Genomic DNA, 18433 nt, shown 5'->3' with positions numbered 1-18433 from the left:
CTGTAAAACCGCGGAAACCAAGGGGCACGATGACGTCCTCGTGACCCTCTGCGAGGTTCACTAACAGTTGGGCGCCGAAGCGGATACGAAGCTCCTGGAAGGGCCCCGACGCTCCTACGCTTGAGGTATCGGATCGCTCAAGTATTCAAGGGGAGTGGGCCCAGATGAGAAAGTTTCGTGCGTGGTTGGCGGCTTTGGTGGTGGCTGCCGGACTCGGCCTCGTGGCTCCAGGGGTGGCGTCCGCAGAGCCGTATTGCGGGATCGTGTGGGGATCATTGGCGAAGTCCAACCCGGCGCTGACCCAGGCACAAGTGGTGAATGTCAGGACGGGCCAGCAAAGCTGCTATGACCGCCTGGTGGTCGACCTGAACGGTGCTGTTGCCGGCTATTCAATCCGCTACGTTCCACAGGTGCTGCACGACGGCTCGGGACTTCCAGTCGAGCTGAGGGGCAACGCTTTTCTCCAAGTCACCGTGAACGCCCCCGCCTACAACTCCGGCGGCAATGCCACGTACAACCCGGCCGACAAGAACGAGCTGACCAACGTCTCGGACTACAAGACCTTCCGGCAGGTGGCTTACGCGGGCAGCTTCGAGGGATACACGACCCTTGGCCTGGGTGTTCGCGCCCGGCTTCCCTTCAGGGTCTTCACGTTGGCTGGTCCGGGAACGGGATCACGGCTGGTGATCGACGTCGCCCACATGTGGTGAAGCAACCAACACAGAAGCCCTGCCCGGATGATTCCGGAACAGGGCTTCTGACATGTTGAGTTTTACTCGGGAACCACGAGTGCCGGAGTGTCCTTGCGGAGGGTCTCGCCGCGGAAGAAGCCGGGGCGGACGCGGGCCATGATCACCATGACGACTGCTCCGAGGGCCAGAATGCCCACGCCGATGATGAATACGAGGCCGACGCCGAAGATCTCGGAACCGCTGCCGAAGTCCGGAGACCAGCTGTCCACTGCCGTCTGGATGAAGACGAGGGTCAGCACGACGCCACCGATCACCGGGAAGAGCAGGCGCATGAAGAAGTTTCGGACGCTGCTGAATACGCTGTGCCGGAAGTACCAAGCGCAGGCAAAAGCGGTCATTCCGTAGTAGAAGCAGATCATCAACCCCAGGGCCAGGATGGTGTCGTTGAGGACGTTCTCGCTGACCACCTTCATGATGGCGTAGAACCCGCCGGAGATAGCCCCGGCCATGATGGTTGCATAGCCCGGGGAACCGAAGCGCTTGCTCACGGTGGAGAACTTCTGCGGAAGGGCGCCGTAGTGACCCATGGCGAGCAGGCTTCGGGCAGGGGAGGCCATGGTGGACTGCAGGGACGACGCTGTGCCCGCGAGTACGGCCAAAGACATCAGGATGGCCAAGGGACCCATCACGGGGGAAGCCAACGCGGCGAAGATATTGGACTGGTTGTCCGGGTTGTTGAGGCCGATGCCGTCGCCGCCAACACCTGCGACCATCATCGTTGCAACGATCACTGCGACGTAGAGTCCCAGGACGGCGATCGCCGTCGTGGTTCCGGCCTTGCCGGCTGTACCCTTGCCGCCCTTGGTCTCTTCGTTGACCGTCAAGCAGACGTCCCAGCCCCAGTAGACGAAGACCGCCAAAGACATGCCGGCAGCGAACTGTTCGAAGCTGCTGATTTTCGTCGGGTCGAACCAGTCCCAGCTGAAGGCGATGGCCGTGGGGGTGTCACCGGAGGAAGCATGGGTGAGCGCCATGACGATAAACACGCCCAAGACCACTACCTGGAACCCCACCATCGCGTACTGCACGAGCTTGGTGGCGTGAAGGCCCCGGTAGCTGACCCAGACAGCCAGCGCCACGAAGACCAGGCATGTGGCGATGTTCAAGGCCTTGTTGGTGGTGAGGTCGGCAAGATCGGGATTGCCGAAAACCTGGGCGAGGAAGAGGTAGAAGAAGTCCACCGCGACGCCTGCCAGGTTGGAAAGGACGATGATGTTCGCGGCCAACAGCCCCCAGCCGCCCATCCAGCCGATGAACGGGCCGAAGGCCTTCGTGGCCCATGTGAAGGTGGTGCCGCTGTCGGGAGAGTCTGCGTTGAGCTCCCGGTAGGCGAATGCCACGAGGATCATCGGGATGAAGGCGACGATGAAGATCGCAGGCAGTTGCAGGCCCACCGCGTTGACCGCCGGGCCCAGTGAGCTGGTCAGGCTGTAGGCGGGCGCCACGGAGGAAATACCCAGGACGACGACGGCGAGGAGCCCCAGCTGCCCCGTCTTGAGTCCTTTGCCGCTGATGCCGTGTTCGGTGCCGGCGGGATCGTGGGCCTCCACGGTTTTCCTTGCGCTTGGGCGGGTTATTTGAGTCATGTGCTTGGCTCTTTCTAGATGGGCCGAAGGTTGTTGCTGGGTGATGCAGTGAAAGCCGTCTGTGGGGTCATCGAAGCTGATGGCGGGCGGGGGAGGTTGGGACGCCCGGGTAGGTGGTGTAGATCATGATGGCTGTTCTCCGGTGAGACGGGAGTCACTAAATGAATGACGTTCATTTAGTATGGACGCGGAGAAGCCTTGACGCAAGTGGTTTGGCCAAACAATTTTGGTTCGGGGTGGATCATCTGAGCGAGCGTCGGCCGGAAACGGCCTATAAATGAGCGAGCGTTTGCCGAAATGGGCCCAAAGGTGAGCGAGCGTCGGGGTCTTAACAAAGGGGAGCGACGCTCGCTCACATATGCGACCAAATGTGGCGACGCTCGCTCACATATGCGGCCAAATGTGGCGACGCTCGCTCACATCATCTGAGCGAGCGTTTCCCGGAAACGGCCCATAAGTGAGCGGGCGTTTGTCGGAAACGGCCCAAAGGTGAGCGAGCGTCGGGGTTTTAGGAAACCTGAGCGGCTGCTGCCTAGGCGCTCAGCTCGGCCCGGAGCGGGTATTCCTTGCCGTCGAGGAGAAGCTGGGTGCAACGTCCGGTTTCCGGGTTCAGCACGATGGGGGCCGCGAGATTGACCGTGGTCCTTTCGGGGGTCGGGTTGACCACTACCAGGGTGGTTGCGAACTCGGCCCGGTCCAGGCCCAGGTCTTCCAGTGTTGCGCGGGGGATGGCCGGGGCGTAGCCCGGAACGTAAACTGCGGCCTCGGCCAGGAACATCCGGATGCGCGGGCTGGCCGACTCCATCGCGTAGAGCCCGGGGGCTCCGTCGATTTCCCGCAAAGCGAAGCCGTCAGAGGCTTCAAGCCCCGGCATGGGCGCGGTGAAGCTGAGCTCCCGCGAATCCTGTGCCGTGCTCATTTGAGGAAATCCATAAGCGTGGGCTGGAGCGTCTTGGCGGTGACCGCGAGGGCAACCTGGTAGTTGGTTTCCTGCAGCTTCAAGTCCATGACGACCTTTCCGATGTCTGCGTCTTCAATTCCGGAACGCTGTGCGTCGAGCGATGCCTTCAGTCCATCGACGGAGTCCTGGGCGCGCATGAGCTTGGTCTGCCTGGCACCGACGTCCGCGCGTCCGTTGACGATCGACTTGATCTTGTCACCGATCGCGGCCAAACGGCCGCTGACGTCCGCGCCGGAGCGGATATCGGCGACGACGTTGCTCACCAAAGCGAAAACGGAGCCGGCGCCGTCACCGAAGATCGCACCGCCGTCGGCGTCCACCCGCACTGTCTGCGTTGCGTCAATCCGCCGCTCTACGGTGCCGCCCTGTGCTCCGTTGTACACGGGCGGCGTGGCGCTGCTGAACGCGCCGGCGGAATCGGAACTTCCAGCGAAGACGTTGCGGCCCAGGTACTGGGTGTTCGCCTGGGCGAGAAGGTCTTTGTTGAGGCCTTCGATTTCGACGGCGATCGCCTCCTTGGCGGTGCTGTTCAGGGAACCGTTGGCGGCCTGGACTGTGAGGTCCCGGACCCGGTTGAGGATGTTGGTGGCTTGGCCGAGGGCCGCGTCCGCGGTTGTCAGCCAGCCATTGCCGTCGTTGATGTTGTTCGAATACTGTCCGGCGGCGCTGAGCTGGCTCTTCGTGGCGAGCAGGTTCGCCGTGGCCGCGGGATCGTCCGAGGGCCTGGTGATGTTCTTGAGGTTGCTGGCCTTGTCCTGCAGTGCGGCGAGCTTGGCCTGCCCGGCCTGCAGGTTCAGTTGCGCGGCCGCGGCAATCGTTTGGTTCGTGACACGGTTCAGCATGGCTTACCTTCCCACCAATCCGGTGTGGTTGATCAGGACGTCGAGGGCTTCATCCACGGCCGTCATGGCCCGGGCAGCCGCTTGGTAGGCGTGCTGGTTGCTCAGGAGGCTGATGTTCTCCTCGTCGAGGCTGACGGACGCGCCGGAGGAACGCTGCCCGACGGCGGCGGCGCTCGCCGCGTCGGCGAGCTGCTGGTGCTGCTCTGCCGACTGGGACGCGGTGCCGATTCCTGTGACGATCCCGGACCACAAGGCGTCAGGGGATCCTTGCCCGGTGCCGATTTGGGCAACAGCGTCCGCGATTTTGCCGTCGAGGGCACCCGAGCCGGGGTTGCCGGTCGCGATTCCCGCAGCGCTCGTCGGGACAACGCTGAGGGACAGGGCTGCCGGGGCACCAGGCGCGGTTGCGAAGAAATCGAGGTTTGAGGCGCCTGTGGCGGACTGCCCGGTGCGATGCACGGCATTGACGTCGTTCATGAGTTTGGTGGCGAAGGCGTTGTAGGAAGCGGCGGCCTCGGAGATGGCGCCTCCCGCGCCGCCAGCCGCGGCGGGAGCAAGGAGGGATACGGCGCCGGCGAGCTTTCCGCCGTCGAGGGGGACCGCCACGCCGGGGCGATCGGCCCATTCCAACTGCACCGCGTAGCCCGGTCCGCCCATACTCGCCTGGCCGCTCAAGGTGAGGTCGCGGTGCGAGGTACCGGAGACGATGGCGTTGCCGCCGACGAAGACATCAACCGTGCCGTCGGGGTTGTCCCGGACGGTTCCACCAGCCAGGGAAGCGATGCTTTCACTCACCTTGTTACGGGCGTCGATGATCTCATTGGCGGAGCCGCCGGAGGCCGTGACGGAACGGATGGTTGCGTTGAAGCCGGCCACCCGGGCCGCGGCATCATTCAGCGTGGCGACGGTAGTTTGGGCCTCTCCGCGAATCCGCGTCCACTGTGAATCCAACGCCTTGTAGCCAGCGGACACGGTATTGGCGAGGCTGGTACCGGCTTGCAGCAGCACGCCGGCAGGGGCTGCTTCGCCGGGGTGGTTGGAGACGCCCTGCCATGAGGACCAGAAAGTCTGGAGCGCCGTCGATATTCCGGCGGGCCCGGGTTCGTTCAGGGAGCCTTCGAGTTGCTGGAGTTCGGTGGAACGGTACCCTGCGTAACCGCCCTGGGCCGCGCCGGAGCGCACCCCGGCATCGAGGAAGCTGTTGCCCAGGCGGGCGATCCCGTCCACCGACACTCCTTGGCCGGCCTGGGCGCCCGCTGCGAAGAGGCCCGTCCGCGCGGGTCCGCCGACGGCCGATTGTTCGATCCGCTGCCTGGTGTACCCGTCAGTGCCGGCGTTGGCGATGTTCTGTCCGGCAACGTTGATGCCCTGCTGCGCCGCGGTGAGGCCCAGGTAGGCCGTATTGAGTCCGCCGAATGTGCTCACTGCTGTGTCCTTTGGTAATCCGGGCCCTTGGTGGTCCGGACTTTGGTTGCCGTCTGCGTTGGATGAGTTTCGGTCAGAGTTGCTGGTCGAAGAGGCGGGACGGGGTTGAGTCTGCGGTTCTGCCTTGGGAGCCTGTTCGCCCGTGGGAGTCGTAGGTCCCGGCAGCCGGCTTCAGATCCGCCATCGTTTCCTGGGTGGAACGTACGGCAGCGCGAAGGAACTGCTCGTTTGAATCACGCAGTTCCTTGATGGTGGCGGTCTGCTGCTGCATCGCGTTCAGGTGCGAGGACAGGACATCAGCCCAGGCTTCTTCAGGGGCGGACGAGGCCAGCTCGCCCAGTGAAGACTCGGCAGGCAAGCCCCATTGCTCGGCCACCGCCGCCACTTCCACCGCCCTTGCAAGCCCGGCCTTCGACAGGTGTCCCAGGACCTGTTCCACTTCCCGGGTGCCATGGGGCAACCAACGGGATTTGCCCGCCGTCAGGAGCAGTTGCTCTTCCTCGAGCTTGAATGTCAACAGATCCAGTAGCTCACGTTCTCGCCACAGCAGGGCCGACAGTTCATGGATGGCCATGTCGGGTCAACTCCAGTTCCGGGTTGGTTTCTCGGGTGCGTTGCCGTGGGAAAGCACTTCCCTTGTGCCTTCGCCGCGTTGAAAAGAACTATCGGCTGCCGCGGCTCACGCGTTAGGCGTCGTTTATGCATGATTTATTCGCTTTGTCCAGTCAAGTGACGCGTGGTGGATCTTGGGGCCCGTGGCAATTTTTCCTGTGGCTTTTTGCTAACCAAAGGGGGCGGTCGTTCCGATAACCAGAACTGACAGGCCACGGACGGCCTGGGAGTAGCAGCAGACCCAATCACGGAGGAATACATCATGGGCATGGCAATCAACACAAACCTGATGGCGAACAACGCTTACGGCAACCTCAACCGCACGCAGAACGATGTGTCCAAGTCGATGGAGAAGCTCTCCAGCGGCCTGCGCATCAACCGTGCAGCTGACGACGCAGCAGGCTTGGCAACTTCGGAAGGCCTGAAGTCCCAGGTCAGCGGTTCGGCAGTGGCTGCCCGTAACGCCCAGGACGGCATCTCGGTCATCCAGACCACTGAAGGTGCCCTGACGGAAGTCCACTCGATCCTCCAGCGCATGCGCGACCTCGCTGTCCAGGGCTCGAACGACACCAACAACACCGCTTCGCGTGCAGCGATCAAGGGCGAAGGTGACTCGCTCGGCAAGGAACTGGACCGTCTCACGCAGTCCACCCAGTTCAACGGCATCGACCTGCTCAAGGGTGCTGCTGGAAACAGCGGCGCGTCCCTGAACATCCAGGTCGGCACCGGCGGCAGCGCCAACGACAAGATCGCCATCAACCTCGGCGACGTCGCAACCGCCGTCGGAACCGGCGCCACGGGCCTCTCCGGCGCCGCAGGTGCTGGAGGCTTCAAGGTGGACACGAGCGCCAACGCCCAGCTCACCGTCGCTGCCGTTGACACTGCCATCGCGGCTGTATCTGCCCAGCGAGCAGACCTGGGTGCAACCCAGAACCGTCTGGAGCACGCCACGAAGACCCTCCAGGTCTCCGGCGAAAACCTGCAGGCAGCCGAGTCCCGCATCACGGACACGGACATGGCTTCGGAAATGGTCAAGTACACCAAGGCCAACATCATGTCCCAGGCCGGCACCGCAATGCTGGCCCAGGCAAACCAGTCCGGCCAGGGCGTTCTCTCGCTCCTGCGCTAGGACCTTCCGGTAACAGACCGGCGATAAGCGAATGGCGGCCAGGCGGGAAGACCCCTTGGCCGCCATTCGCGTCCGGATCCCGCTGACACAACCAACACATCCGGAAGGACCAACGTGGGAAGCTCGATCGACGGCCTCGCCAGCGGCTTGAACACCACCTCCATCATTGATTCGCTCATGGCTGTGGAAGCACAACCGCAGGCGCAACTGAAGACGAAGCTTGCGTCGGACCAGACAATGATTTCGACGCTTCAGTCGCTCAACTCGAAATTGTCTTCACTGAAGGACCTCGCGAGCGGCGATTCAGCCGTGAACGCCTTGAACTTGTTTAGCGCCACCACGAGTTCTCCGTCGCTCAGTGCGACGGCGACCACCTCCGCGACCGCGGGCTCCATCGACGTCACAGTCACCCAGCTGGCCCAGAGCCAAGTGGACGTCACCGCCGCCATGAGCAGCTGGCCCACCGACGGTTCGGGTGCTCCAGCGCACCTGACACTTGTCGACTCCACGGGAAACCAGACCGAGATCACGCCGGCATCCACTTCCCTTGACGACGTCGTGACGGCAATCAACGCGGCGTCCGGCCCGGCCCGTGCCGTGAAGGTCCCGGCAGGCAATGGAGCCTATCGCCTTCAATTGACCGCGGCCACCTCGGGTGCGGCTGGAGCCTTCAGCCTCTACGAGGGCACCGCAGCGCAGGTGAGCGCGGGCACCGCGACCGACCTGATGGCCGACCCTTCCGCCGCCGTCGTCAAAAGCGCCCAGGATGCCCAAGCAACGCTGTATGCGGGGAGCCCGGCAGCGCAGACAATCACGTCCGGAACCAACACCTTCACCGACTTGCTTCCCGGTGTGGCAGTCACGGCCTCCGCCGTCAGTGCCACACCGGTGACCGTCAATATTGCGAGCGACTCCGCAGGGATCACCAAAAAGGCAGGGGATTTGGTGAACGCGGTCAACGACGTCCTCGGCTTCGTGTCGATCTACAGTGCGGTGACCAAGACGACCAACGCCAATGGCGCCTCAGCGGCCAGTGGCGGGATCTTCAGCGGCAACAGCGGTGTCCGCTCGGTCAATGACCAAGTCTTCTCCGCCATGTCGATGCCTGTGAACGGGAAGTCTCCCGCCGAATACGGAATCAACGTCACGAGGGACGGCAATTTCACTTTCGACGCGGCCAAGCTCCAATCGTCCTTGGCTTCGGATCCCGCCGGGACGCAGGCAGCGCTCCAGGCCATTGCGTCCCGGGTGTCCGACGCTGCGACGAGCGCTACCGATCCGTTCACTGGTCCGGTAACCGCCCTGATCAAGGGGCAACAATCCGAAGTCGCTGACCTGGGAAGCCAGATCTCCGACTGGGACCTGCGCTTGGCCACCAGACGGCAGAGCCTGCAAACCACGTACAACGCCATGGAAGTGGCCCTTGGCAAACTCAACGCCCAGCAATCATGGCTCACCGGCCAGATTGCCGGCCTCTCGACCTCGACGAAGTAAGGAGCGTAAGCATGACCTCCACAGCCCTCCGCGCCAGCCAGCTTTCCCGCTACAACGACGACGCCGTCCTTTCAGCCCCGCCGGCCAGGCTCCTCACGATGCTCTATGACCGGCTGCTCCTGGACTTGAACCGGGCCCAGTTCGCGCAGGAGAACGCCAACTGGGGGGTCGCCAGCGAAAACCTGCTGCACGCCCAGTCGATCGTCACCGAGCTGTCCTCCACCCTGAAGACCGATGTTTGGGACGGGGCATCCGGGCTGCTGAGCATCTACCAGTACGCGATGGAAGCCATGATCGGCGCAAACATCTACCGTGACGTCAACCGGACCAAGGAATGCATTGTGCTCTTGGAACCGCTCCGGCAGGGCTGGCACGACGCCGCCTCGCAGCTGCCGGTCCAGGCCCCCGTATCCGGCACGGCCAGGACGAACGGCACTCTCGGTGTCGGCTGATCGGGTTCAGGAATGGTCCGCAATCCTGGACCGGCTTGAAGCAGACATCGCCTTGGCAGTCTCCGGCGGCGAGCCCGAGCCATGGAATCCGCCCGCCGAGGCCGGGACCGGACCACTTCCTGAAGAGCTGGCGGACCGGGCTCGCCGTATCCTGGACGCGCAGCTGGAGTCCATGGCCATGCTCGGCAAGGTCCGCAACGACGCTCTCGCCCACTTGGACGCCCTCAGTGCCGTCCCGGACAGCCAAAGTTCAGCGCGGCCGCTGTTCCTTGACGTCCAAGGCTGAAGCGAAGTATCGAAAACAATCCCCTAATCCGCTAACGGATGCCCCGTGCTTGCCGATGGTGGATGTTGAGCAGGGATGCTCGATGCACGGCCACGGATCGGCCTCTTCATACTATTCGCGAAGGCAGGCCGTCGTGTTCGAGTCAGTGACTTCTGTTGCCCTTGGTAGCGCCCTGGACGGGCTCTCATTGCGCCAGCGCACCATCGCAAACAACATCGCCAACATCAACACGCCGAACTACCACGCCCAAAGGGTCCAGTTCGAAGACGCACTTGCGGCCTCGGTGAGCGCCGGAGACGGGCAGGCCGCGGCTACCGTCACTACCTCCCAGGAACCTACCCAGCCCAACGGCAACAACGTGAACCTGGACACCGAAACCCTCTCGAATGTGGACACCGTCTTGCGCTACCAGTTCGCCTCCCGCGCCATCGGCGAGCAATTCACGGCACTCCGCACGGCCATGAGGACCAGCTGATGACTTTCGACGCGATCGGGATTGCCGGCTCCGCGCTGACTGTCCACCGCAAATGGCTCGACGCTGTTTCCGACAACCTGGCCAACATTAATACCGTCACGCGCACCAGCGGCAAGGCGTTCCAAGCCCGCTACATCGAAGCCGCCGAGGGCGGCAACGGAAACGGCGTGTACGTCAGGAGCACCCCCCAGGGCAGCGCAACCGGCAGGCTCGTGTACCAACCTGACCATCCGCTTGCCGACGCCCAAGGCTATGTCCGTTACCCGGACATCGACCTCGCCGAACAGATGGGTGCCCTGATTGTGGCGCAACGCGGCTACCAGGCCAACGCCCAAGTGGTGGACCGGGCCCGTGAGACTTACCAGGCAGCGCTTGAGATAGGAAAATCCTGATGGCTTTGGACCCGATCGGCGCAATTCAAGGCGGCGGGGGGCTTTCCGTGCGGGGCGTCACCGGCACCGGCTACCTGGGCAGCACTGACAACGTAGGCGGAACCGCCGGGGCAGCGGGAAGCAACGGCTTTGCGACGGCGCTGACAGGTGCCGTGGACAATCTCCAGTCCCTGCAATCGACGTCGAACCAACTGGCAGTATCGGCCGTGACGGGCAATCTTGACGACATCCACAAGGCGACGATCGCCGCCACCCGCGCCCAGATCACCATGGAGTTTGTCTCCACGGTACGGAACAAGGGCGTTGACGCGTTCAACGAGATTATGAGGATGCAGGCCTGATGCCGCCTCAGATTGCCGCCTTCTTCCGCAAGATGGGCGATGGATTCAAGGGGTTCACCGCCGGGCAGCGCACCATCGCCATCATCGGCATCGCCGTCCTGGTGCTCGGCGGGGTGGCCCTGTCAGCATGGTTGGGCAAGCCGTCCTACTCGCCGCTGTTCTCCGGATTGAAGGACACGGACGCCAACGGGATCGTGGAGCAGCTGCGCAAGGACAATGTCCCGTACGAGCTCAGCAACGGCGGCTCCACCATCCTGGTTCCCGATGACAAGGTCAACGATGAACGGCTGAAAGCGGCCGCCGCGGGCCTTCCGGCGGCCGCGGCCACTGGCTATTCCCTGCTCGACAAGCTGGGCGTGACCTCTTCCGAGTTCCAGCAGTCCGTGACGTACAAGCGCGCGCTCGAGGGCGAACTAGCCACCACCATCCAGGCCATGGACGGCGTGAAGACAGCGGCCGTGCAGTTGGCCATACCGGCCAAGACAGTCTTCGTGGACAAGGCTCCGGACGCCACGGCATCCGTCTTCGTGGAAACGCGGCCCGGCATCACCCTGTCCGCCGACAAGGTCCAGGCGATCGTGCACTTGACGTCCGCCGCGATCGAAAACCTGAAGCCAACGAACGTGACCGTGGTGGATTCCCAGGGCAACGTCCTCTCCACGGTGGGAGGCGGAGCCACCGGTTCCTCGTCCAAGCAAGCCGCCGACTACCAACAGCGCACGTCCGATTCGGTGAAGGCCGTGCTGGACAGGGTAGTGGGACCGGGCAACGCCACGGTCGCCGTCGCCGCCGACGTGACCGCCGAGTCCGCGCAACAGCGCAGCGAGACGTTCTCCACAGCCAAGGATGCCGCTCCGCTCAGCGAGACCACCAAGACCGAGAAGTACACGGGAACCGGCGGCGCCGCCTCCGGCGTCCTTGGTCCGGACAACATTGCCGTGCCGGGCGGAACCAACGGCAATGGAACCTTCGACTCGAGCGACACCACCAAGAACAACGCAGTCAACAAGGTCACGGAAGACCGCACCATTCCGCAAGGCGCCGTGAAACGCCAGACCATCTCCGTCGCCATCAACCAGTCGGCGGCGGCCGGGCTCAACGTCAACTCGGTCAAAGCACTCGTCACTTCCGCAGCCGGCGTCGATCCCACCCGCGGCGACGTAGTGACAGTCGAAGTGCTGCCCTTCAGTACCTCGGCAGCAGACGCGGCAGCCCAGGCATTGGGTGCGGCCAAAGCACAAGCCGACGCCAAGCAACAGTCCGACTTGATGAATACGCTCATCCTGGCCGGCAGCATCCTGCTGGCAGTGGTAGCACTGATTGTGCTTGTGCTGATCCTCCTGCGGCGCCGGCAGCGCCGCGAACCGGTTGACCTTGGCGAACGGCTTGACTACGAGATGCTGCCCCAAGCAGTCTCCACCCCGGCGCTCGAAGGACCGCCCGCCACGACGGCGATCGAACTGCCGCCAGCGCATCCCGTTCCGGCGGTGCCGATCTCCGGCTTGCCGATAGCAGGCGCCGAGGCCCTCGACGGCGAGCGGCGGCGGGCCCAGATTGAGGCAATGGTTGCCGAGAACCCGGCTCGGACCGCCGATTACCTGCGTGGGCTCATGGATGAAAGGCAATCGGTATGAGGGCCGGGGAGTTGGACGTAAGCGGCTTGACCGGTGCCCAGAAGGTGGCCGTGGTGCTGATGCAGATGAGCCCTGGCAGCGCGGCTTCCGTGATGACCCAGTTCTCCGAGTCCGAGGCCGAGGACATCGCGGCCGAGATCGTACGCTTGCGCCGCGTTTCCGCATCCGTGGCAGATCACGTCATGACCGAATTCCACGACCTTGCCGTCAGCGGACGCCGCACGGCCCGCGGCGGCCAGGAATTCGCCGTCGGGCTTCTGGAAGCATCCTTCGGTGCGGACAAAGCCGCCGGTTTCATGGACCGTCTCGCGTCCACGATGGCCGGGAAGTCCTTCGAATTCCTGGAAATGATGGATTCCGGCCAGCTCCTGGCCCTCATCGACAGCGAGATGCCGCAGACCATTGCCTTGATCCTGGCGCATTTGCGGCCAGGCAAGGCTTCCGCGGTCATGGCGGGCCTGGGCGACGTGCAGCGCAGTGAGGTGGCCCGTTGCATCGCCACAATGGGAATGGCTTCGCCAGAAGCCGTGGGCATCGTGGCAGAGACCCTCAAGGTTCGCGCGGGGGCCGTCATGTCGCAGAGGAAGTCGAGTGAAATTGTCGGCGGGATCCAGCCGCTCGTTGACATCATCAACCGCTCCGACGTCAACACCGAACGCTCCGTGCTGGAAGGCTTGGAGTCCCTCGATCCGGAGCTGGCCACGGAAGTGCGCGCCCGGATGCTGACCTTCGTGGACATCGTGAAATTGGAACGGCGCGACATCCAGCAGATCCTGCGCGGCGTCAACGCCGAAGTGCTCGCTGTCGCGATGAAGGGTGCCCCTGCCGCAGTGCTTGAGGCCGTACGCACCAACGTGTCCGGCCGCAACCTCGAAATCCTGGAAGCCGAAATGGCTTCTGCCGGGCCGGTGCGCGCATCCCAGGTCGAAGAGGCCCGGGCAGAGATCGTCCGTTCCATCCGTGAGTTGGAAGCCGAAGGCGCCATCGTGGTCCGGCGCGGCGAAGAAGACGATTATGTCTACTGAGGCTGAGCTCCAGAGGGTGGTCTTCCCGGACATCCAGCCGGCCGCGAGGACACGCATGGAAGACCGGGGATACACCCAGGGGCACGCGGCAGGCTACGCGGCCGGCACTCGGGCCGCGGCCGCGGAACAGCTGCGCCTCCGCGAACAGTTTCACGCCGAACACCGCGCAATGCTCGACGCCGGGCACCTGGCTGTGGCGCAAGCCCTCCGCGTGCTCGAAGCGGCTGCTGCCGCGTTCCAGCAGCGCCACGGCGCTGTCCTGGAGGAAGCACAGGACGTGTTAGCAGCCAGCGCGATGGAGCTTGCCGAAGCCATCCTGGGCTACGAACTCAACGACGGCGCGAACACCGCCCGCGCCGCGTTGGCCCGAGCCCTGGCAACGGTCTCCGACGTGCAAACGGTAACCACCGTCCGCCTCCACCCCGCGGACCTTGCCGCGCTGGCCGCCGTCGACGTCGGGAACGTGGCCGGCGTCGAACTCAAGGCCGATCCCGCTTTGAACCCCGGCGACGCGATCGCGGAATATCCGCAAGGTTGGCTCGACGCCCGGCTCCGCACCGCTGTGGACAGGGCCAAGGCAGCCCTGCTCGGGAACGACGCATGAGCACTACCGCATACCGGCCGCACGCAGGCCGTTTCCGCGCGGCCCTCGCAGCCGCGGCACCGCAGCGCGTGGGCACCGTGACGTCCGTGTTCGGCCTTGGCCTGGAGGTCGCCGGGTTGGACTGCGCGGTGGGGGATCTGGTGACCATAGGCGAGGCACCCGGGCTCGACGCCGAAGTGGTCGCCTCGGTCAGCGGCGCCGTGCGATGCATGCCGCTGGGACGGTTGACCGGAGTGGCCGCGGGAGACCCGGCACGGTCCAAAGGCGCTCCCATCCTGGTCCCGGCTGGCCGCGGCCTCTTCGGACGGGTACTGGATGCGCTTGGACGTCCGATCGACGGCAAAGGCCCCTTGCCCGCCAGCCCCATGGTCCCCCTGGACAATGAAGCGCCGTCGGCCATGCACCGCGCCCGGGTGGACACCCCGCTCCAGACCGGCGTCCGCGTCCTGGACACCATGGCCACGCTGGGCCGCGGCCAGCGCATGGGGTTGTTCGCAGGCTCGGGGGTCGGAAAGTCCTCGCTGTTGTCCATGGTTGCGCGCGGCACGGACGCCGAAGTCTCCGTGATCGCCTTGGTGGGGGAGCGCGGACGTGAAGTGCGCGAGTTCCTCGAAGACGACCTCGGACCCGAAGGCCTGTCCCGCTCCGTGGTGGTTGTTGCCACGTCCGATGAGCCTGCCCTCATGCGTCTTCGCGCCGCCGTCACGGCCACCCGGATTGCCGAATCGTTCCGCGAAGCCGGGCAGGACGTGGTGCTCATGATGGATTCGCTCACCCGCGTGGCCATGGCCCAACGCGAAATCGGCCTGTCCGCCGGTGAGCCACCCGCCACCCGCGGCTACCCGCCGTCGACCTTTTCCGTACTGGCCCGGCTCCTGGAACGCGCCGGGACCGCCGAAACCGGATCCGTGACCGGTATCTACACGGTGCTGGTGGACGGCGACGACCACAACGAACCGATCGCCGACGCCGCCCGCTCGATCCTCGATGGACACGTCGTCCTGGACCGGAAGCTCGCCGTCACGGGGCACTTTCCCTCGGTGGACGTGCTTGGCTCGGTGTCCCGCGTGGCCTCCAAGGTCAATTCCGCCGATCGCACGGCGCTTGCGGCATCCTTGCGCAGGGTCCTCGCCGCGCGGCGCAACGCCCAGGACCTGATCGACGTCGGCGCCTACCACCGCGGCAGCAATCCCCTGGTCGACGCGGCACTGGACCACGAAGCCGCTATCAACGGATTCCTGCGGCAAAGCATGGACGAATCCACCCCGTACAGCGAGTCCTGGCCGGAACTCTTCCGCCTTTCAGCAAGCCTCGAAGGAGCCGCGTGAACCGTCAATTCTCCCTGGCCGGGCTGCTGCGCCTGCGCCAGACACAGCAGGACGCCGCCGCCAGCGGACTGGCCCGCGCCAACTCCCGGACCGCATCCTTGCGATCGCGCCGGGCTGCGGCCCGGGAGGAACTCGCCGAGTCCGCCGGAGCTGCCGGAAGCTCCGCGTCGCTCCTGGCCATCGCGGCTGCCCGCGCTTCCGCGCAAAGCATGTTGGCCGAGCTGGACGCCTTGGCTGCCCGTGCGGAGGCCGAAGCCGCAGAGGCCCGCGCGGAATACACCGAAGCCAAGCGTCGCGCCGTTGGGCTCGAGAAGCTCGAAACCCGCCATGGAGCCGCCTTCGAGGCTTCCGCGCTGCGCGCTGAACAAGGGGTCCTGGACGAGATCGCGTCCTCCGCGTGGCACCGGAAGGCCACCTCATGAGCATGACCGAGGCGATTGGGCGCATCCAGGGCATCGAGTCGATGTTGCAGCAATTAAGCCAAGGCGTCCGCCCGCAGGCATCTGCCGCGACCGCCGGGACAACGGGCCCTTCCGCGGGCAGGGCCTCTTCCATGGATGCGGCATCCTTCGCGCAAGCCCTGAGCACCGCCGTCGGAGGCTCGACGACGCCGGACGTGAGCCAGCTTGCTTCTTCTTTGGGGCTCGACGGCACGGCCGCCCTCTCCGGCATTGCGGGCCTCAGTGGTATTGCGGGCAAAGGCGCGCTTTCGGGTGTCGGCACAGGCACAGCCACCGGCACTCTCACGGGCGACGCCGTGGTGGCCGACGCCAAGAAATACGTGGGCGTGCCCTACGTCTGGGGCGGCACCAACCCGGCCGTGGGCATGGATTGCTCCGGCTTCGTGCAGCGAGTCTTCAAGGACCTCGGTGTCGACCTGCCGCGAGTCGTCAGCGACCAGATGCGTCAAGGTACCCCCGTGGCGTCCTTGGCCCAGGCCAAGCCCGGCGACCTGCTGGTCAGTTTCGGCGGCGAGCACATCTCCATCTACCTCGGCAACGGCAAAGCGATTGACGCGCCTGTGCCCGGCCAGACCATCCAGATCCGCGATGCGTGGGAGCAGCAGTCCAACCTGACGGCAATCCGCCGGATTGTTCCCGCGGGAGGCTCGTGATGCAGTTGTCCCCTGCCGGTGCGGCCCCACCCCGTCCTGCCGCTCCCGGCTCCTCGCCTGTGCCGCAGCCTGGCGCTGCCGCCGGTTTTGAGGCCGTGATGAACGGCGTGCTCGCGTCCGACTCGACGACCTCCGGCTCGAAGACCTCCCACGGGACCGCACGGCAGGCGCCCGACGGCGGTGAGCAGGGAACGACTGCCGCCGACGGTCCCGGGGCGGTCGCCCACGCCGACAAGCCGGAAGCGTCGAAGGTCGCCAAGGACAAAGTTGATGGGGCGGGTGCGACTGGTCTGCCTGATGCGGCGGGGGCGACGGGCCTGCCCGGTGCGATGGGAGCGGTGGACGCCGCGGGAGCGGTGGTTGCAGTTGCGGACGGGCTCGCGATGACCGGAGTCGCTACGGGGAGCGCCGCTCCGCAGGCAAGCGGGTCCGGCGTTGCTGTGCCGGTCATGCCTGCGGGCAGCACTCAGGCGGCGCCGGCTGGAACGCGGGTAGGCGGTGCCGTCCCGGAAACGCTGCCGATCGGGAGCCCTGGTCAAAGCTCATCCCAGCCTGGTCCGACTCCGACCACCCTGCAGCCCACCGGCCCGCAGCCGGCCGCAGCCGTGCCCACCGGCCCGCAGCCGGCCGCAGCCGTGCCCACCGGCCCGCAGCCTAGCGGCCCGCAGTCGGCCGCAGCCGTGCCTACAAGTCCACTGTCCGCCGCGGCCCTGACCGCCAACCCGCAGCCCACCGGCCTCCAGCCGGCCGCCGCCCTGACCGCCAACCCGCAGCCGGCCGTTCTCGAACCCGGGGTCAATCCGACCGCAGCCTGGTCCCGCGAGTCCGGAACCGCCGTCGTACTTCCCGCCGGGAAACCCGCGACGCAGCAGGACCCGCAGCAGGACCCGCAGCGGATCCTCGGGCAGGACGCCCCCATCGCCGCGGCACCCGGGCTTCCCGCGGGGATTCAGGCCGGAGTTCCGGTGTTGGTGCCGCCAGCGTCGGCACTCCAGCAAGCCCCTTCGGCGGCCCCTCCAGGCATGGCAACACCAACACCCCAGGCAGAGCCGGCGAAACTGCTTCCCCAAGTGTCTGGACCGCTGTTCTCCCTTGCATCGGGGGCGCCCGGCGCGCATGTGATGACCTTGAAGCTGTCCCCGGAAGACCTCGGTCCGTTGACTGTCCGGGCGCATATCGAAGGCGCAGGGGTGCGGATCGAATTGTTCGCCCCCGGGGAAGCCGGTCGTGAGGCAGTGCGCAGCATCCTGCCGGAACTGCGGCGGGACCTCAGCGAATCAGGCTTCGGCGCCAGCCTCGACCTGTCCGAACACAACGCTCCGGCCGATGCCGGTGCGGGCGGCTCGGACCCCCGGGACCGGCGCCCGATGGAAAGCCCCGCCTTCCCGCGGGGCACCGACGGCGAGCCGGTCCGCCTGCCGCGGACCGCCGTCGTACTTCCCCGAAGCAGTACCAGCAGCCTGGACATTCTCGTCTGATGAAGGAGAACCAATAGTGACCATCCAAGCCGTCGCGGCAAGCAGCGGAGTCCAGCCTGGCGCCATCGCCGGCACCACCGCACCCAAGCCCGCGCAGACCATGGATTCGAGCATGTTCATGAACTTGCTGGTGACACAACTGAAAAACCAGGACCCGAGCGCCCCTATGGACACCAACCAGATGATGAGCCAGACCGTCCAGCTGTCCATGATGGAGAAAATGACGGAACTCACCGCCGACGCCAAGGAGAGCTTTTCGCTCCAGATGCGCAGTGCCGCGGCGCAGGTCATCGGCCACAACGTCAGCTACGCGCTCGCGGACGGGACGAAGGGCTCAGGCGTCGCGAGCTCGGTTTCCTTTGCGGCCGGAACACCCACGGTGGCGGTCGGCGGAGTGAACGTTCCGCTCGATTCGATCAGCGGGATGACGGCCGCGCCATCGCCCGCCACTGCTACGCCCACCGCCTGACGCTCCACCCCCGAACCACCCGAAGAAAGGCAAC

21 protein-coding genes are annotated in these 18433 nt (G+C 65.4%); 16 read left to right on the top strand and 5 right to left on the bottom strand.

The window, feature by feature from the left end; genetic code table 11:
* The first annotated feature begins 164 nt into the window (after positions 1 to 164).
* Complete coding sequence (locus tag AB0O52_RS18900) at positions 165 to 710, top strand: hypothetical protein (protein WP_364540795.1); 546 nt, start codon at positions 165 to 167, stop codon at positions 708 to 710.
* Positions 711 to 772: 62 nt separating this feature from the next.
* Here AB0O52_RS18900 and AB0O52_RS18895 read toward each other — a convergent pair whose 3' ends face one another.
* The 5 genes from AB0O52_RS18895 to AB0O52_RS18875 all read right to left on the bottom strand — a co-directional run bounded on the left by AB0O52_RS18895 (position 773) and on the right by AB0O52_RS18875 (position 6140).
* Positions 773 to 2338: an APC family permease gene (locus tag AB0O52_RS18895; RefSeq protein WP_364540793.1), complete on the bottom strand. Its 1566-nt coding sequence runs from the start codon at positions 2336 to 2338 to the stop codon at positions 773 to 775.
* A 532-nt stretch (positions 2339 to 2870) separates the two neighbouring features.
* Entirely contained in the window at positions 2871 to 3257 is a 387-nt protein-coding gene (locus AB0O52_RS18890) for a flagellar assembly protein FliW (RefSeq protein WP_364540790.1), read from the bottom strand.
* Positions 3254 to 4141 (bottom strand): flagellar hook-associated protein FlgL, encoded by an 888-nt coding sequence (gene flgL, locus AB0O52_RS18885; protein ID WP_364540787.1) that lies wholly within the window; start codon positions 4139 to 4141, stop codon positions 3254 to 3256. The genes AB0O52_RS18890 and flgL overlap by 4 nt, the downstream gene beginning before the upstream one ends.
* 3 nt (positions 4142 to 4144) lie before the next feature.
* Entirely contained in the window at positions 4145 to 5566 is a 1422-nt protein-coding gene (gene flgK, locus AB0O52_RS18880; RefSeq protein WP_364540784.1) for a flagellar hook-associated protein FlgK, read from the bottom strand.
* Positions 5567 to 5639: 73 nt separating this feature from the next.
* Positions 5640 to 6140: a flagellar protein FlgN gene (locus tag AB0O52_RS18875; protein WP_364540781.1), complete on the bottom strand. Its 501-nt coding sequence runs from the start codon at positions 6138 to 6140 to the stop codon at positions 5640 to 5642.
* Between the two features lie 300 nt (positions 6141 to 6440).
* On the opposite strand from AB0O52_RS18875, the gene AB0O52_RS18870 reads away from it, so the two are divergent.
* From AB0O52_RS18870 to AB0O52_RS18800, 15 genes are all read left to right on the top strand, one after another.
* Positions 6441 to 7307, top strand: a complete 867-nt coding sequence (locus AB0O52_RS18870; RefSeq protein ID WP_364540778.1) for a flagellin — start codon at positions 6441 to 6443, stop codon at positions 7305 to 7307.
* A gap of 114 nt (positions 7308 to 7421) precedes the next feature.
* Positions 7422 to 8801 carry a flagellar filament capping protein FliD gene (gene fliD / locus AB0O52_RS18865; protein WP_364540775.1) on the top strand — a complete coding sequence of 460 codons (1380 nt, stop codon included), beginning with the start codon at positions 7422 to 7424 and terminating at the stop codon, positions 8799 to 8801.
* Between the two features lie 11 nt (positions 8802 to 8812).
* On the top strand, positions 8813 to 9253 hold the full coding sequence (fliS, locus tag AB0O52_RS18860) for a flagellar export chaperone FliS (protein WP_364540774.1): 441 nt from the start codon (positions 8813 to 8815) through the stop codon (positions 9251 to 9253).
* Positions 9243 to 9539, top strand: coding sequence for a hypothetical protein (locus AB0O52_RS18855; RefSeq protein WP_364540773.1), 297 nt, complete (start codon positions 9243 to 9245; stop codon positions 9537 to 9539). The genes fliS and AB0O52_RS18855 overlap by 11 nt, the downstream gene beginning before the upstream one ends.
* Before the next feature lie 133 nt (positions 9540 to 9672).
* Complete coding sequence (locus AB0O52_RS18850) at positions 9673 to 10014, top strand: flagellar basal body protein (protein ID WP_364540771.1); 342 nt, start codon at positions 9673 to 9675, stop codon at positions 10012 to 10014.
* Entirely contained in the window at positions 10014 to 10406 is a 393-nt protein-coding gene (locus tag AB0O52_RS18845) for a flagellar basal body rod C-terminal domain-containing protein (protein ID WP_364540769.1), read from the top strand. The genes AB0O52_RS18850 and AB0O52_RS18845 overlap by 1 nt, the downstream gene beginning before the upstream one ends.
* On the top strand, positions 10406 to 10747 hold the full coding sequence (gene fliE / locus AB0O52_RS18840) for a flagellar hook-basal body complex protein FliE (protein WP_364540767.1): 342 nt from the start codon (positions 10406 to 10408) through the stop codon (positions 10745 to 10747). Before AB0O52_RS18845 ends, fliE begins: the two co-directional genes overlap by 1 nt.
* Positions 10747 to 12381, top strand: coding sequence for a flagellar basal-body MS-ring/collar protein FliF (gene fliF / locus AB0O52_RS18835; RefSeq protein ID WP_364540765.1), 1635 nt, complete (start codon positions 10747 to 10749; stop codon positions 12379 to 12381). The genes fliE and fliF overlap by 1 nt, the downstream gene beginning before the upstream one ends.
* Positions 12378 to 13406, top strand: a complete 1029-nt coding sequence (gene fliG / locus AB0O52_RS18830) for a flagellar motor switch protein FliG (protein WP_364540763.1) — start codon at positions 12378 to 12380, stop codon at positions 13404 to 13406. The genes fliF and fliG overlap by 4 nt, the downstream gene beginning before the upstream one ends.
* A complete protein-coding gene (locus AB0O52_RS18825) occupies positions 13396 to 14010 on the top strand; it encodes a FliH/SctL family protein (protein ID WP_364540760.1) in 615 nt (204 codons plus the stop codon). Before fliG ends, AB0O52_RS18825 begins: the two co-directional genes overlap by 11 nt.
* Positions 14007 to 15338, top strand: coding sequence for a FliI/YscN family ATPase (locus AB0O52_RS18820; RefSeq protein ID WP_364540758.1), 1332 nt, complete (start codon positions 14007 to 14009; stop codon positions 15336 to 15338). Before AB0O52_RS18825 ends, AB0O52_RS18820 begins: the two co-directional genes overlap by 4 nt.
* Positions 15335 to 15760: a flagellar export protein FliJ gene (fliJ, locus tag AB0O52_RS18815; RefSeq protein WP_364540755.1), complete on the top strand. Its 426-nt coding sequence runs from the start codon at positions 15335 to 15337 to the stop codon at positions 15758 to 15760. Before AB0O52_RS18820 ends, fliJ begins: the two co-directional genes overlap by 4 nt.
* Complete coding sequence (locus tag AB0O52_RS18810) at positions 15757 to 16452, top strand: C40 family peptidase (protein ID WP_364540753.1); 696 nt, start codon at positions 15757 to 15759, stop codon at positions 16450 to 16452. Before fliJ ends, AB0O52_RS18810 begins: the two co-directional genes overlap by 4 nt.
* Positions 16452 to 17930 carry a flagellar hook-length control protein FliK gene (locus tag AB0O52_RS18805; RefSeq protein ID WP_364540750.1) on the top strand — a complete coding sequence of 493 codons (1479 nt, stop codon included), beginning with the start codon at positions 16452 to 16454 and terminating at the stop codon, positions 17928 to 17930. Before AB0O52_RS18810 ends, AB0O52_RS18805 begins: the two co-directional genes overlap by 1 nt.
* A gap of 16 nt (positions 17931 to 17946) precedes the next feature.
* Entirely contained in the window at positions 17947 to 18399 is a 453-nt protein-coding gene (locus AB0O52_RS18800) for a flagellar hook capping FlgD N-terminal domain-containing protein (protein WP_364540747.1), read from the top strand.
* The last annotated feature ends 34 nt before the right edge of the window (positions 18400 to 18433 follow it).

Source organism: Arthrobacter sp. NPDC080073, assembly GCF_040686575.1.
In the GTDB taxonomy this organism is placed as follows: domain Bacteria; phylum Actinomycetota; class Actinomycetes; order Actinomycetales; family Micrococcaceae; genus Arthrobacter.
The sequence above is the reverse complement of the archived record's forward strand: the minus strand, read 5'-3'. Positions and strand labels throughout refer to the sequence as shown.